This is a genomic window from Actinomycetota bacterium (genome assembly GCA_035640355.1).
Taxonomy (GTDB): domain Bacteria; phylum Actinomycetota; class UBA4738; order UBA4738; family HRBIN12; genus CALGFI01.
On sequence record DASQWI010000012.1, the window covers coordinates 28,218 to 42,803 of the forward strand.

The window sequence follows — 14,586 nt, forward strand, 5'->3', positions numbered from 1 at the left end:
GGGTGTCTGACGACCTCGTGCTGCTCGGCCACGCTCCGCGGTAGGGTCGAGCCGCCCGTGTTGACCGTTGCACCGCCGTCTTCCCCGGGGGTGAGTCCATAGCCACCGCGCGCGCCGAGGGCCGACGCGCCGCCAAGCCGGGCGGCGACGCCGATGCCGTCCGTGTGGTCGTGGAGGGCCTGTGGCCCGAGATCGACGCCGGACGGTTCCCCGTCAAGCGCGTCGTCGGTGAGGACGTCTGGGTCGAGGCGGATGTGTTCGCCGACGGCCATGACCTTGTCGCCGCGGTGCTGCGCCATCGGTCGTCAGTCGAGACGAATTGGCGCGAGGTCCGCATGCAAGACATCGGCAACGACCGGTTCCGAGGCTGCTTCACCGTCGACGAGCTCGGCGAGTTCCTCTACACCGTCGTCGGATGGATCGACCTGTTCGCGTCGTGGAGGCGCGACCTTCGAAAGAAGGTGGACGCAGGCAGAGACGTGGCAGTCGACCTTCTCGTCGGCGCCGAACTGATCGCGGCGGCCTCTCGCCGCGCCGAGGGCTCCGACCGCGACGCGCTCAAGGCGGCCGTCAAAGAGCTGAAGGGCGAACCGGCGGCTGCGCGCGACGCTGCATTCGACGAGGTCCTCCGCGACCTCATGAGCCGGTACCCCGACCGGCGGCACGAGGGCTCGTTCCCGCGTGAGCTCCGCGTGATCGGCGATCCTCCGCTTGCCCGGTTCGGGGCATGGTACGAGCTGTTCCCCCGTTCGACCGCGTCCGTTCCCGGCAACCACGGAACCTTCGACGACGTGATCGCCCGCCTCCCGTATATCGAGAAGCTCGGGTTCGACGTGCTCTACCTGCCACCGATCCATCCGATCGCGCACGAGCGTCGCAAGGGCAAGAACAACGCGGCGATCTCCAAGCCCGATGACCCCGGTAGCCCGTGGGCGATCGGCGCTGCAGAGGGCGGACACACGGCGGTCCATCCCGACCTCGGAACGCTCGACGATCTGCAACGGCTCGTCGTCGCGGCGCGCGAGCGCGGCATCGAGGTCGCCCTCGACATCGCGTTCCAGGTCACGCCGGAGCACCCGTGGGTACGCGAGCATCCCGAGTGGTTCCGCCACCGCCCCGACGGCACGATCCAGCACGCCGAGAACCCGCCGAAGGTCTACGAGGACATCTATCCGATCGACTTCGAGACGAACGACCGTGCCGCGCTGTGGGAGGCGCTTCGCGACGTGTTTCTGTTCTGGTGTGAGCACGGCGTCCGGACGTTCCGGGTCGACAACCCGCACACGAAGCCGTTCGCGTTCTGGGAGTGGGCGCTCGCCGAGGTGAAGGCGGCGCACCCCGACGCGATCTTCCTGTCCGAGGCGTTCACGCGCCCGAAGGTGATGTACCGGCTGTCGAAGCTCGGGTTCACCCAGTCGTACACGTACTTCGCGTGGAAGACCGAGAAGCAAGATCTGACCGACTACCTGATCGAGCTCACGAGAACCGGTGCGGTCGAGTTCTTCCGTCCCAACTTCTGGCCGAACACCCCTGACATCCTTCACGCGTACCTGCAGACAGGCAGGCGTTCTGCGTTCGCGTCGCGGCTGGTACTCGCGGCGACGCTCGCTTCGTCGTACGGGATCTACGGTCCGGCATTCGAGCTGATGGAGCACACGCCTCCCGAGCCGGGCTCCGAGGAGTACCTCAACTCGGAGAAGTACGAGATCCGGACGTGGGACCTCGACAGGAAGGACAGCCTTGCCCCCCTGGTCACGAGGATCAACGAGATCCGCCGCGAGAACCCGGCGCTGCACGACATCCGGCGGTTGCGGTTCCATGGAATCGACAACCAGCAGCTCATCGCGTACAGCAAAACGACCGAGGACTATTCCAACGTGATCCTCGTCGTCGTGAACCTCGACCCACGGAATCCACAGTCGGGATGGACGAGCCTCGACCTCGGTGAGCTCGGCGTCGGTCCGATGGACTCGTTCGAAGTCGAGGATCTGCTCACCGGCGCGAGCCACACCTGGCAGGGCTCATCGAACTTCGTGCGGCTCGACGCTGGGGGCGAGCCGGCGCACGTGTTTCGGGTTCAACCGCGGCGTACCTCCAAGGAGACGGCACGTTGATGCGCGACCCGCTCTGGTACCGCGACGCGATCATCTACGAGTTGCACGTGCGCGCGTTCCAGGACTCGGGCGCCGATGGCATCGGGGACTTCCGCGGTCTCACCCGAAGGCTCAACTACCTCGCCGACCTCGGCGTGACGGCGCTGTGGTTGTTGCCGTTCTACCCGTCGCCCCTCCGGGACGACGGCTACGACATCGCCGACTACACGTCCGTGCATCCGGCGTACGGGACGGTTCGCGACTTCCGAGCGTTCCTCCGGGCTGCGCACGAGCGCGGCCTGCGGGTGATCACCGAGGTGGTCATGAACCACACGTCCGATCAGCACCCGTGGTTCGTGCGTTCGCGCAAAGCCGCTGCCGGCACCGTCGAGCGCGACTTCTACGTGTGGAGCGACACGAGTGAGCGCTACCGCGAGGCGCGAGTGATCTTCAAGGACTTCGAGTCGTCGAACTGGGCGTACGACCAGACGACCGGGCAGTACTACTGGCACCGGTTCTACTCGCACCAACCGGACCTGAACTTCGACAACCCGCACGTGCGTCGCGCGATGTTCGACGTCGTCGAGTTCTGGCTCGACATCGGCGTGGACGGGCTCCGCCTGGACGCGGTCCCGTACCTGTTCGAACGGCGGGGGACCAACGGCGAGAACCTGCCCGAGACGCACGAGTTCCTGAAGTCTCTCCGTGCGCACATCGACAGCCGGTATCAGGACCGGATGCTGCTCGCCGAGGCCAACCAGTGGCCCGAGGACGCCGTCTCGTACTTCGGCGACGGCGACGAGTGCAACATGGCGTTCCATTTCCCGCTCATGCCGCGGATGTTCATGGCCCTTCGGATGGAGGACCGCTTTCCGGTGATCGACATCCTCGAGCAGACGCCTCCCATCCCCGACAACGCGAGATGGGCGCTGTTCCTTCGCAACCATGACGAGCTGACCCTGGAGATGGTCACCGACGAGGAGCGCGACTACATGTACCGGGTGTACGCGCAGGATCCGCAGGCGCGGATCAACTTGGGGATCCGGCGGCGACTGGCGCCGCTGCTCCGAAACGATCGTCGCTTGATCGAGGTGATCAACGGGCTCCTGTTCTCGCTGCCGGGGACACCGGTCATCTACTACGGCGACGAGATCGGGATGGGCGACAACATCTACCTCGGCGACCGCAACGGCGTGCGGACGCCGATGCAGTGGAGCGCGGACCGGAACGCGGGATTCAGCCGAGTGAACCCTCAGCAGCTGTACCTACCCGTCGTCGTGGGACCGGAGTACCACTACGAGTCGCTGAACGTCGAGGCCCAGCAGGACAACCCGCGGTCGCTGCTGTGGTGGATGAAGCGACTGATCGCGCTGCGGAAGCGTTCGGCCGCGCTGTCTCGGGGGACGCTCGAGTTCCTGTACCCGGAGAACCGCCGGATCCTCGTCTTCATCCGTCAGCACGAGGACGAACGGATCCTGGTCGTGGTGAACCTCGCGCGCTCGGTCCAGTACGTCGAGCTCGACCTGTCCGCGTACCGAGGCCTGGTGCCGCACGAGCTGTTCGGGGCGACGGAATTCCCCTCGATCGGGGAGCTCCCGTACTTCCTCACGCTCGGACCGCACTCCTTCTACTGGTTCAGGCTGCAGCCCCAGACGATCGACGTCGATCTCGGCGCGGCGCGTCGTCCTCCCGAGCTCGAGGTCGCTGGGTCGTGGCGGAACGTGTTCGCCAAGGCGAATCGTCCTGCACTCGAGGAGGCTCTGCCGGCGTTCCTGCTTGGCTCCCGTTGGTTCGGCGGCAAGGCGCGGAGGATCCGGTCGGCCGAGATCGTCGAAACGATCCCGGTCGGGGACGACTCGCAGATCGTCGGCGTGATCGGGCTCGTGTCGGTGGAGTACGCGGAGGGCGACCCCGAGACATACGTTCTGCCGCTCGCGTGCGCGTCGGTCGAACGAACGCCGGATCTCCTCGAGTACCAGGCGCGGTCGGTCCTCGCCCGTCTTCGGACGCGCGAGGGCGAGCGCGCGTTGTTCGATGGGGTCGGCGACCCGAAGGTGGCGCGGGCGTTGCTGGAGGCGATCCGGCGCCGGCGGCGGCTCGGGGCCGACGGCGCTCGCATCGACGCGGTTCCCACGAAGGCGTTCCGCCGGCTGGCCGGACCACCCGACGACTCGGTCGACCCCCGGCCATTGCAGGCGGAACAGAGCAACTCGTCGGTGCTCTTCGGCGACAGACTCGTCCTGAAGCTGTACCGCCGGCTCGAGCAGGGAGTGAACCCGGACCTCGAGATCGGACGGTTCCTGACCGACCGCGCGAACTTCGAGCACATCGCCCCGGTCGCCGGTGGGCTCGAGCTCCGAAGGGGACCGGGTCAGCCGCTGACCCTCGGGATCCTCCATGGATACGTGCCGAACGAGGGCGACGCGTGGTCGTTCACGCTCGACCGGGTTCGGGGATACCTCGAGGGCGTGCTCGCCCGTGCGGCCGCGCACCCCGACCTCAACCCGCCAGAACCGACGCTTCACGACGTCGTGAGTTCCGGCGTTCCCGACATCGCGGTCGAGACGATCGAGTCGTACCTGGAGTCCGCTCGACTCCTCGGACGTCGAACCGCCGAGATGCACCTCGCCCTGGCGGGCGAGCAGGAGGATCCGGCGTTCGCGCCGGAGCCGGTGACGCCCTTCGAGCAGCGGTCGCTGTACCAGTCGCTCCGAGGCGTCGCGAACCGCACGATGCTGGTCCTTCGTTCGCACCCCGATCTCGTAGGCGCCGATCAGCTCCTGGCCCTCGAACGGCCCATCTTCGAACGACTGCGCTCGGTCCTCGATATCCGCATCACCGGTTCGAGGATCCGGATCCACGGCGACTTCCACCTCGGACAGGTTCTGTACACGGGGCGCGATTTCGTGATCATCGACTTCGAGGGGGAGCCGGCTCGCTCGATCGGCGAACGCCGAATCAAACGTCTCCCGCTCGTCGACGTCGCCGGCATGGTCCGTTCGTTCCACTACGCCGCCCACGTTGCGGCGCGCGCCGGCGACCTGGTCGAGCCCGAACAGGCGGTTCGGGTCGCCCCGTGGGTGCGCCTGTGGTACGTCTCGGTGGCCGGCACGTTCCTGCGCGAGTACCTCGACATCGTCGAGAGCACCTCGTTCCACGCGCGCACACGCGAGGAGTTTCGCGTCCTCCTCGACGGCTACATGCTCGGCAAGGCGCTGTACGAGGTGTCGTACGAGGCGAACAACCGACCCGAGTGGCTCCCCATCCCCGTCACCGGCGTCGTCGAACTGTTGAAGGAACCTCAGTGAGCCCGAGCCGAGTTCGGCACGACATGTCGCTCCTGACCGACCAGGACCTGTACCTGTTCAACGAGGGAACGCACGCGCGTCTGTTCGAGCGGCTGGGAGCGCATCCGACGCCAATCGACGGCGAGCCGGCGACGTACTTCGCGGTGTGGGCGCCGGGAGCGGGATCGGTATCGGTGATCGGTGACCACAACGGGTGGAACCGCACCGCCGACCCGCTTCGCCCTCGCGGTTCGAGCGGTATCTGGGAGGGGGTCGTCCCGGGGGCGACGCACGGCACGATCTACAAGTTCCACGTCGCCTCGAGCGACGGCCGCTACCGAGTCGACAAGGGCGATCCGCTTGCGGCGTTCTGGGAGGTACCGCCGCGGACGGGAAGCGTGGTGTGGGACACGTCGTACGAGTGGCACGACGACGACTGGATGCGGGGTCGCCGCGTTGTCCAGGCCATCGACGCGCCGGCCGCCGTGTACGAGGTCCACCTCGGGTCATGGATGCGGGACGAAACCGGCCAGATGCTCGGCTATCGCGACACCGGACGTCGCCTCGCCGACCACGTCAAGTCGCTGAACTTCACGCATGTCGAGTTGCTCCCCGTGATGGAGCATCCGTTCTACGGGTCGTGGGGCTACCAGACGACGGGGTACTTCGCGCCCACGAGCCGGTATGGCGCGCCGCAGGACCTGATGGCGATGATCGACCTGCTGCATCGCGAGGGCATCGGCGTGATCCTGGACTGGGTGCCGTCGCATTTCGCCTCGGACGAGCACGGGCTGGCGTACTTCGACGGAACGCACCTGTACGAGCACGCCGACCCTCGTCAGGGGTTCCATCCGGACTGGGGGAGCTACATCTTCAACTACGGCCGGAACGAGGTGCGCTCCTTCCTGCTTTCGAGCGCGATGCACTGGCTCGAGCGGTACCACGCGGACGGTCTCCGCGTGGACGCCGTTGCGTCGATGCTCTACCTCGATTACTCGCGGCGCGAGGGAGAGTGGATACCGAACGAGCGCGGTGGGCGCGAGAACCTCCGGGCGGTCGAGTTCCTGCGCTCGATGAACACGACGCTCTACGGAGCACACCCCGACATCCAGACCATCGCGGAGGAGTCCACCGCGTGGCCGGGCGTCTCGACGCCTGTCGACGCCGGCGGCCTGGGGTTCGGATACAAGTGGGACATGGGGTGGATGCACGACACGCTGCTGTACTTGTCGAAGGATCCCGTCTACCGCACGCATCAGCACGACACGATCACGTTCCGGATGCTGTACGCGTTCGACGAGAACTTCGTCCTGCCGCTCTCCCACGACGAGGTCGTCTACGGCAAGGGCTCGCTGCTGGCGAAGATGCCGGGCGACGACTGGCAGCGGTTCGCGAATCTCCGCCTGCTTTACGCGTATCAGTTCGCCCAGCCAGGGAAGAAGCTCCTGTTCATGGGCGGCGAGATCGCGCAGACCACCGAGTGGAACCACGAGTCCGGCCTGGACTGGAGCCTCCTGCAGCGTGCGCCGCACGAGGGCGTGCGGCGCATGGTTGCAGACGTCGCCGCGCTGTATCGCGACGAGGCGGCGATGCACGAACTCGACGCGAGCCCTGACGGGTTCGAGTGGGTGGACGCGTCGGATCGCGCCGCGAGCGTCATCTCCTTCCTTCGCAAGCCTCGGAGGGGACGGCCGGTCCTGTTCGTTGCGAACTTCACGCCGGTACCGCGGCACCGCTACCGGGTCGGCGTTCCGGTGGGTGGCCGGTGGCGAGAGGTGCTGAACACCGACGCCGAGACCTACGGCGGGAGCGGGCAGGGGAACTACGGCGGCTTGGAAGCAGACGATGTCGAGATGCACGGGCGGCCGCAGTCGCTGGCCCTCGTCCTGCCGCCCCTCGGTGCGGTCTTCCTCACGCCGGACGGGGGGTCGGGGGGCCCAAGAAGCGAGCGCGAAGGCGCGAGCGTTGGCCCCCCGGAGGAAGGGTCCTGACCTCGCGCGTCTGGCCCGGTTCGCCTTCGCCGCTCGGCGCGACGTGGGACGGCGAGGGAGTGAACTTCGCACTCTTTTCAGAGCACGCGACGGCGGTCGAGCTCTGCCTGTTCGAGCGACCGGACGATGCCGCCGAGTCCCAGCGCATCCAGCTGCGCGAACGCACGGATCTCGTATGGCACGCGTATCTGCCCGACGCGCGTCCGGGGACCCTGTACGGGTTCCGCGTTCACGGGGCGTACGCGCCGCAGGAGGGGCACCGCTTCAACCCGAACAAGCTGCTGATCTGCCCGTACGCGAAGGCGATCACCGGCACGATCGACTGGGACGACTCGCTCTACGGCTACCGGATCGGCGATCCCGAAGAGGACCTCGCCTTCGACGACCGCAATAGCGCCGGCCACATGCCGAAGGGCGTCGTCGTGGACACGGCGTTCACGTGGGGCGACGACCGGGCGCCGGACACACCGTGGAATCGAACCGTGATCTACGAGTGTCACGTCCGCGGCATGACGATGCGCCACCCCGACGTGCCCCCCGAGCTGCGTGGGACGTTCCTGGGTATGGCGTCCGATCCGATCCTCGACCATCTGCTCTCGCTCGGCGTCACCGCTGTCGAGGTCCTCCCGGTCCATCAGTTCGTCAGCGAGCGGGCGCTCATCCATCGGGGCCTGGCGAACTACTGGGGGTACAACTCGATCGGCTTCTTCTCACCGCATGTCGCGTACGCGACCGGCGGCGGGGGACAGCAGGTCGACGAGTTCAAGTCGATGGTGAAAGCGCTCCACAAGGTGGGCATCGAGGTCATCCTCGACGTGGTCTACAACCACACCGGCGAGGGGAACCATCTCGGACCGACGCTATCGCTGCGCGGGATCGACAACGACGCGTACTACCGGCTGGAGCCGAACGACCGCCGCCGCTACATGGACTTCACCGGCACCGGCAACAGCTTGAACATGATCCACCCGCGAACGATGCAGATGATCATGGACAGCCTCCGCTACTGGATCGGCGACATGCACGTCGACGGGTTCCGGTTCGACCTGGCACCGGTGCTCGCGCGGGAGCTCTACGAGGTGAACCGGCTGGGGACGTTCTTCGACATCATCCAGCAGGACCCGGTGATCGGCCAGGTGAAGCTCATCGCGGAGCCGTGGGACCTCGGGGAGGGCGGGTATCAGGTCGGCAACTTCCCGACGGGCTGGGCGGAGTGGAACGGGAGGTACCGTGACTGCGTTCGCAGGTTCTGGCGCGGTGACCAGGGGCAGGTGCCCGAGCTCGCCTCTCGATTGTCCGGCTCCAGCGATCTGTACGCCGCGAGTGGTCGTCGCACCTACGCGAGCGTGAACTTCGTCACCGCGCACGACGGGTTCACGCTCCACGACCTGGTGACGTACGAGCGCAAGCACAACGAGATGAACGGCGAAGCGAACCGCGACGGCACCGACGCCAATTACAGCCGGAACTGGGGCGCGGAAGGCGAGACAGAATCGGCGCGGATCAACGCCACGCGCGAACGCATGAAGCGGAACTTCCTCAGCACGCTGATCCTGTCGCAGGGCGTGACGATGCTCCTCGCCGGCGACGAGATGGGCCGCACGCAACAGGGAAACAACAACGCGTATGCCCTCGACAACGAGATCTCATGGGTGGCGTGGGATCTGTCTTCCGAGGACAGAGCGCTCCTCGCCTTCACCCGCGAGCTCCTGGGGATCTTCCGGTCGAACGCGGTGCTTCGTCGGCGAACGTTCCTCACCGGACGGCCGCTTCCCGGCGGTGAGGCGAAGGACCTGTCGTGGCTCCGTCCCGACGGCACCGAGATGACCCAGGGCGATTGGGATGACCACTCGAACCAGGTGCTCGGGATGCTGCTGCACGGCAGAGCGACCGACGAGGTGGACGAACGCGGACGCCCCATCTTCGGGAACACCATCCTCATGCTGCTGAACGCGGGGACGAGGTCACGCGCGTTCGCCATGCCACGGATCGAGGACGAACAAGGTGAATGGCGCGTTCTGATCAACACGGCGCAACCGGGCCGACCTCTCGAGCGGGGGAAGCGGGTCAACGTCAACGTCGTCGCGCACTCCCTGATGTTTCTCAGGTACGAGAAGCATCGACGCGACGCCTCGTAGGATGAGGCCAATGACGCATTCGGTCGGCTCCTTCGTCGACGGCAGATGGGTCCAAGATGCGCCGGGTGGAACCCTCGACATCCGTAACCCCGCGCGGCTCGACGAGAGGGTCGCCGAAGCACGTTTCAGTGACGCGACGTCGTTCGTCCAGGCATGCCGTGCCGCTCGAGAGGCGCAGATGGCGTGGGCGCGCGTGCCGGCGCCCGTTCGCGGGCGCGCCATCCAACAGCTCGGCCGGCTCGTCGAGGAGAACGCAGAGGCGTTGGCGCGGATCATGACGCGCGAGATCGGAAAGCCGATCAAGGAGTCGCGCGGCTCGGTTCAGGAAGTCATCGACACGTGCAACTTCTTCGTCTCGGAAGGGCGCCGCCTCTACGGGATGACGGTGCCGAGTGAGCTGCCGGACAAACAGCTGTTCACGTTCCGGAACCCAGTCGGCGTGGCGGCGATCGTCACCGCGGGGAACTTCCCGGTCGCCGTTCCCTCCTGGTATCTCGTGCCGGCGCTGCTGTGCGGGAACGCCGTGGTGTGGAAGCCGGCCGAATATGCGCCGGCCACGTCGCAGGCGCTCGCGGAGCTATTCGCACACGCCGGCTTCCCGGCGGGCGTGTTCAACATGGTGCTCGCGGACGGCGCCACGACGTTCGAAGGACTCGAGCGTGCCCTCGGCGAGGGGCTCGTCGACAAGGTCGGGTTCACCGGCTCGACGGAAGTGGGAGGGCGGCTCGGAGAGCTGTGTGGTCGGCACCTTCAGTCGCCGACCCTGGAGCTGGGCGGGAAGAACCCCCTCCTCGTGATGCATGACGCAGACCTCGACCTCGCCGTCGAGGGCGCGCTGTTCAGCGGGTTCGGCACGGCGGGACAGCGGTGCACATCGCTCGGCACCGTCATCGTTGATCGCTCGGTGCACGACGAGTTCCTGTCGCGGTTCGCTCGCGCGGTCGAGACGGCGGCGATCGGCGACCCGTTCGAAGACGTGCTGTACGGACCGATGATGAGCTCGCGCTTCTGCGACCGATTCCTCGGGTGGCTCGACTGGGTGCAGCCGCACCACGACCTGTACGGCTCGAGCGGGACGGGCCGGATCTCGGGTGAGAGCCCTCGCGACGCGTTCGTCGGCGACCCCGACGCCGGCCTCTTCGTTCATCCCACGATCGTCGATGGCGTGACGATGGAGGACGACCTGTACAAACAGGAGACGTTCGGCCCGATCGTCGGCGTGGCGTCGTTCGACGGCTTCGACCAGGCGCTGGCGCTCGCGAACGGGCACGGCTACGGGCTGTCGGCATCGATCTACACGAACGACCCGAAGAACGTGTTCCGGTTCCGCGAGCGGATCTCGGCCGGCATGGTGAGCGTGAACAACTCGACAACCGGCGCCGAAGCGCACCTGCCGTTCGGCGGCAACGGGAGGAGCGGGAACGGTTCGCGCCAGTCGGGCGTGTGGGTGCTCGACCAGTTCACGCGGTGGCAAGCGATGAACTGGGATTACAGCGGACGACTGCAGAAGGCCCAGATGGACGTGCCGGAGCTCTCGGCGGATCTCACGTTCCGGCTCGGCGAGCCGTAGATGCCGGATACGACGCTCATCCGCGCGGGACGACTCGTCGACGTTCTCGAAGGAAACGTGAAGCGGGCGCAGGTGATCTCGGTTCGCGATCAGCGTATCGAGTCGATCGAACCGGACGGCGGGATGCAAGGAACACGTGTCGTCGATCTGTCGCAGTTCACGGTCCTGCCCGGACTCATCGATTGTCACGCGCACCTGATCGGTGAGCTCGAGACCGGCCACGGGTACGCCGCGCTGTTGCAGCGCAGCGGAGCGCAGGAGGCCCTCTCCGGGGTTCGCAACGCGCGCGACACGCTCATGGCCGGCTTTACCAGTGTTCGCGACATCGGCACGTTCCGGGCGTTCGTCGACGTGGCGTTGCGCGACGCGATCGATCGGGGCGACGTGCTCGGGCCGCGAATGATGTGCGCAGGTGCGTACGTGACCTGCTCGGGCGGCGGCGGCGACCTGACGGGGCTGCCACCCGACGTAGACGCGATCGTCCCGCGCGATCTGCGGTTCGGCGTGGCGAACTCGGCGGATGAAGTTCGAAGCGCGGTGCGGCGGATCCTCCACGGCAGCGCCGACTTCATCAAGGTCATCGCGACCGGCGCGGTGCTGACGGAAGGGACGGTTCCCGGTGCGCCGGAGTTCAGCGAAGAAGAGCTCCGTGCGGCGGTCGAGGAGGCGGCGCTGTACGACACACACGTCGCGGCTCACGCCCACGGCGCGGAGGGGATCAAGCGTGCCGTTCGCGCCGGTGCGCGGTCGATCGAACACGGCTCCCTGATGGACGACGAAGCGATCTCGTTGATGGAGGGCGCCGGCGCATATCTCGTCGCCGACGTGTGGAACGGTGACTGGATCGCACAACAGGGTCACGCGAACGGGTGGTCCTCCGAAGTGCTGCGCAAGAACGACGAGACGACCGAGGCGCAGCGGCAGGGGTTCGCGAAGTGTGTCGACGCCGGCGTCAAGATCGCGTTCGGGACGGACAGCGGTGTGTACCCACACGCGATGGCCGCGAAGCAGTTCGCCTACATGGTGAAGTTCGGCATGACGCCGATGCAGGCCGTGCAGAGCGCAACCGTTGTTGCCGCGGACCTGATGGGATGGCGCGATCGCGTCGGATCGATCGAGCCGGGGCTGTTCGCTGACGTGATGGCGGTGGCGGGCGACCCACTCGAGGACGTGGACGTGTTGACCGACGTCCGGTTCGTCATGAAGGGCGGCGAGATCGTCAAAGGCGCCTGACGCGTTCGCCCGGCCGTCTCGGTAGGCTTGCCTCCCGTCCCTGCCGAAGGAGCGTTCCATGAAAACGTGCCCGTACTGCGCGGAGGAGATCAAGGACGCCGCGATCCGATGCCGTTGGTGTCTAACGTGGCTGGTCGACGAGATCCCGGCGGGGGCCGAGGGTGCGCGCCCCAAGATGGAAGAGCGAAGAAGCGGGCTGAAGGATGTGCTGAGGCCGGCGCCGCAAACGACGGTGGTCGTTCAGCCGGTACCGGCGGAGCGTGCCACGCAGCCCGCCGCGGCCGAGGCGAGACCACCTCAGCCGACGCCGGCTGCGGCGGTACCCGCAGCGCAAGTCCCCACGCCGCAGCCCACGAGCGTCCCCACGCCGGTGGCTGACTCTTCCGCGGCCCCGGCATCTCAGACGTCATCGCAATCGCAGCCACCGACAGCAGAGCAACCCCCTGCGGCGCAAGACGCGCCAGCAGGCGCGCAGACCGCAGCGGCTGCCCAGACGGCGCGGCCGACGTCCGACGTCAAGATCGAGTTCACCCACACGGGATCGCAATATCTGCTCGGCTACGGCGCCGATTACTTCGGGATCTGGGACAGAAACGCGCCGCAGCAGCCGGTCGAGCGCTTCCCGCGCAACGACCAAGGATGGGTAACCGCGTGGCAGCGGTACGTCTCGATGGAAAAGAACTGGATGGACCTCCGGAGCGGCCAGAAGTCGAGCTGAGGAGCGCGAGGCGTCAGATCCCGCTGCTACGCTTCGAATGCACGCGGGCGTAGCTCAATGGTAGAGCTCCAGCCTTCCAAGCTGGTGGTGCGGGTTCGATTCCCGTCGCCCGCTCCACAGTCAAGAGGGGGCCACCACTCTCCTCGTTGATCGGGCAGGTCGTCAGCTAACGATCCCTTCGGGATCAGGCGTCGTTCCTGTCAGGTCACATCCGGCGGGCCGACTTGTCGCTGGCCTTCCGACGGCGGTACGTGCGGTTCTTCTTCCGGTTTCCACAGATCGACATCGCGCACCAGCTGCCGGAGCGGTTCTTCGATCGGTCGTAGAACGCCCAGCCGCACTGCCGGCAGCTCTTGAGCCTCCCGAATGTTTCGGCCATCTGCGCCTCGAAGACGATCGTCAGCAGGCGCGCGATCGAACCGTCCACACCGGATCCCGTGGGCTCGAGTGTCATCCCTCCGTGCCGATCGAAGCTGAAGCGAGACACTGCCTCGCCCTCGCGGACGAGCACGATGAGATCACCGTCCCCGAGCGCGGCGCCGTCCCGGTTCACGTCGGCGAGCGCATGCAGAGACTCCCGAAGCCGAACCAGTCGGACACGTTCGGACTCCGTGAGCGTGGCATCGGGCTGGAGGAGGCCCCACCGGACGAGCCATGCTTTGGCCTTCTCGGGGGTACCGAGGCGATCCCATTCCGTTGAGAACTCGTGATTCCACGAGTTGATGAACTTCTGAACGAGATGAAGCCCCTCCGGCGCCGTGGGCCGGTAGCCGGGCTCGAGATCTTCCCCGAGACGCCGCTTCTCTGCCTCGTTCATGCCACGACCGGCATTCTATTTTGACAGGTTACCGAGACCACCATAAGCTGAATGACGGTTATGCCCACCAGCTCGGCGAGTGGTTCCTGGACCACGATGTGGTCACGATGTGCCCCCGCGGCGGCGGCTCTGATCCTGCTCGTGACATGCACCTCGGAGCCAGAAGGCACCTCACCGGGCGCCGGGGCGTCGGCATCGGTTGCAGACTCGGCGGCGCCGTCACCAACGCGGCGATCCACCCATCCGCTCTGGTCCGACCCGGTATTCACCCTGGAGCCGCGGGACGAACCCTACGCATACACAACGCCGACGCCGCCCCCGGAACCCACGGCGATCGACGGGACGTATCTGCGCATCCTCACCCTGCAGGACGTGCGCGGGGTGCTGCCGTTCCGCTGCGCCCGGTGTCCCCCCTACCTCCCGAATGCCGGTGTCAGCACGCTTGTTCTCTTCCACGGCAACTACTGGCTGAACCACCAGCTGTCGGGATTCAGGGCACTAGGAATGTTCACCCTGCGGAGAGACCGGATCACGTTGTTCAACGATCCATGGTGCCCACGGGATCGGGGGACCTACCGCTGGACACTTCGGGGCGGGGTGCTGACATTCGAGGCCATCTCGGGTGCGTGCGTCTACGAGGGAGCCAGAGCCGATGACCTGTCGAAAACTCCGTGGACGAGGATCAATCCCTGCGCCAACCTGATCGAGCACCTGTGGCCCGGCCCGCTCGCCTGCTGAG

General features: G+C 66.8%; 9 protein-coding genes and 1 tRNA gene. 9 read left to right on the top strand and 1 reads right to left on the bottom strand.

Features of this window, described 5'->3' with window-relative positions:
- The first annotated feature begins 164 nt into the window (after positions 1–164).
- The 8 genes from VFA08_07035 (at position 165) to VFA08_07070 (ending at position 13,147) form a co-directional block, all read left to right on the top strand.
- Entirely contained in the window at positions 165–2,114 is a 1,950-nt protein-coding gene (locus VFA08_07035) for an alpha-1,4-glucan--maltose-1-phosphate maltosyltransferase (GenBank protein ID HYZ13348.1), read from the top strand.
- Complete coding sequence (gene treS, locus VFA08_07040) at positions 2,114–5,401, top strand: maltose alpha-D-glucosyltransferase (protein ID HYZ13349.1); 3,288 nt, start codon at positions 2,114–2,116, stop codon at positions 5,399–5,401. The genes VFA08_07035 and treS overlap by 1 nt, the downstream gene beginning before the upstream one ends.
- 23 nt (positions 5,402–5,424) lie before the next feature.
- The gene (gene glgB, locus VFA08_07045) at positions 5,425–7,371 is read left to right on the top strand and encodes a 1,4-alpha-glucan branching protein GlgB (GenBank protein ID HYZ13350.1); all 1,947 of its coding nucleotides are present in this window, start codon (positions 5,425–5,427) and stop codon (positions 7,369–7,371) included.
- On the top strand, positions 7,368–9,509 hold the full coding sequence (gene glgX, locus VFA08_07050; GenBank protein HYZ13351.1) for a glycogen debranching protein GlgX: 2,142 nt from the start codon (positions 7,368–7,370) through the stop codon (positions 9,507–9,509). Before glgB ends, glgX begins: the two co-directional genes overlap by 4 nt.
- Before the next feature lie 10 nt (positions 9,510–9,519).
- The gene (locus VFA08_07055; protein ID HYZ13352.1) at positions 9,520–11,079 is read left to right on the top strand and encodes an aldehyde dehydrogenase family protein; all 1,560 of its coding nucleotides are present in this window, start codon (positions 9,520–9,522) and stop codon (positions 11,077–11,079) included.
- Positions 11,080–12,312 (top strand): amidohydrolase family protein, encoded by a 1,233-nt coding sequence (locus VFA08_07060; protein ID HYZ13353.1) that lies wholly within the window; start codon positions 11,080–11,082, stop codon positions 12,310–12,312. It abuts the gene before it with no gap.
- A 58-nt stretch (positions 12,313–12,370) separates the two neighbouring features.
- Positions 12,371–13,030 carry a hypothetical protein gene (locus VFA08_07065; GenBank protein HYZ13354.1) on the top strand — a complete coding sequence of 220 codons (660 nt, stop codon included), beginning with the start codon at positions 12,371–12,373 and terminating at the stop codon, positions 13,028–13,030.
- Positions 13,031–13,073: 43 nt separating this feature from the next.
- Positions 13,074–13,147, top strand: a tRNA-Gly gene (locus VFA08_07070).
- Between the two features lie 88 nt (positions 13,148–13,235).
- On the opposite strand, the gene VFA08_07075 is transcribed toward VFA08_07070, so the two are convergent.
- Positions 13,236–13,847: a CGNR zinc finger domain-containing protein gene (locus VFA08_07075; GenBank protein ID HYZ13355.1), complete on the bottom strand. Its 612-nt coding sequence runs from the start codon at positions 13,845–13,847 to the stop codon at positions 13,236–13,238.
- A 141-nt stretch (positions 13,848–13,988) separates the two neighbouring features.
- Between VFA08_07075 and VFA08_07080 the strand changes: the two genes are divergently transcribed.
- Positions 13,989–14,585 carry a hypothetical protein gene (locus VFA08_07080; GenBank protein ID HYZ13356.1) on the top strand — a complete coding sequence of 199 codons (597 nt, stop codon included), beginning with the start codon at positions 13,989–13,991 and terminating at the stop codon, positions 14,583–14,585.
- Position 14,586: the final 1 nt, after the last annotated feature.

Coding starts and splice junctions, on each gene's coding strand:
- treS (HYZ13349.1), top strand. CDS start 2,114: ATGCGCGACCCGCTCTGGTACCGCGACGCGATCATCTACGAGTTGCAC.
- glgB (HYZ13350.1), top strand. CDS start 5,425: ATGTCGCTCCTGACCGACCAGGACCTGTACCTGTTCAACGAGGGAACG.
- VFA08_07055 (HYZ13352.1), top strand. CDS start 9,520: ATGACGCATTCGGTCGGCTCCTTCGTCGACGGCAGATGGGTCCAAGAT.
- VFA08_07060 (HYZ13353.1), top strand. CDS start 11,080: ATGCCGGATACGACGCTCATCCGCGCGGGACGACTCGTCGACGTTCTC.
- VFA08_07065 (HYZ13354.1), top strand. CDS start 12,371: ATGAAAACGTGCCCGTACTGCGCGGAGGAGATCAAGGACGCCGCGATC.
- VFA08_07075 (HYZ13355.1), bottom strand. CDS start 13,847: ATGAACGAGGCAGAGAAGCGGCGTCTCGGGGAAGATCTCGAGCCCGGC.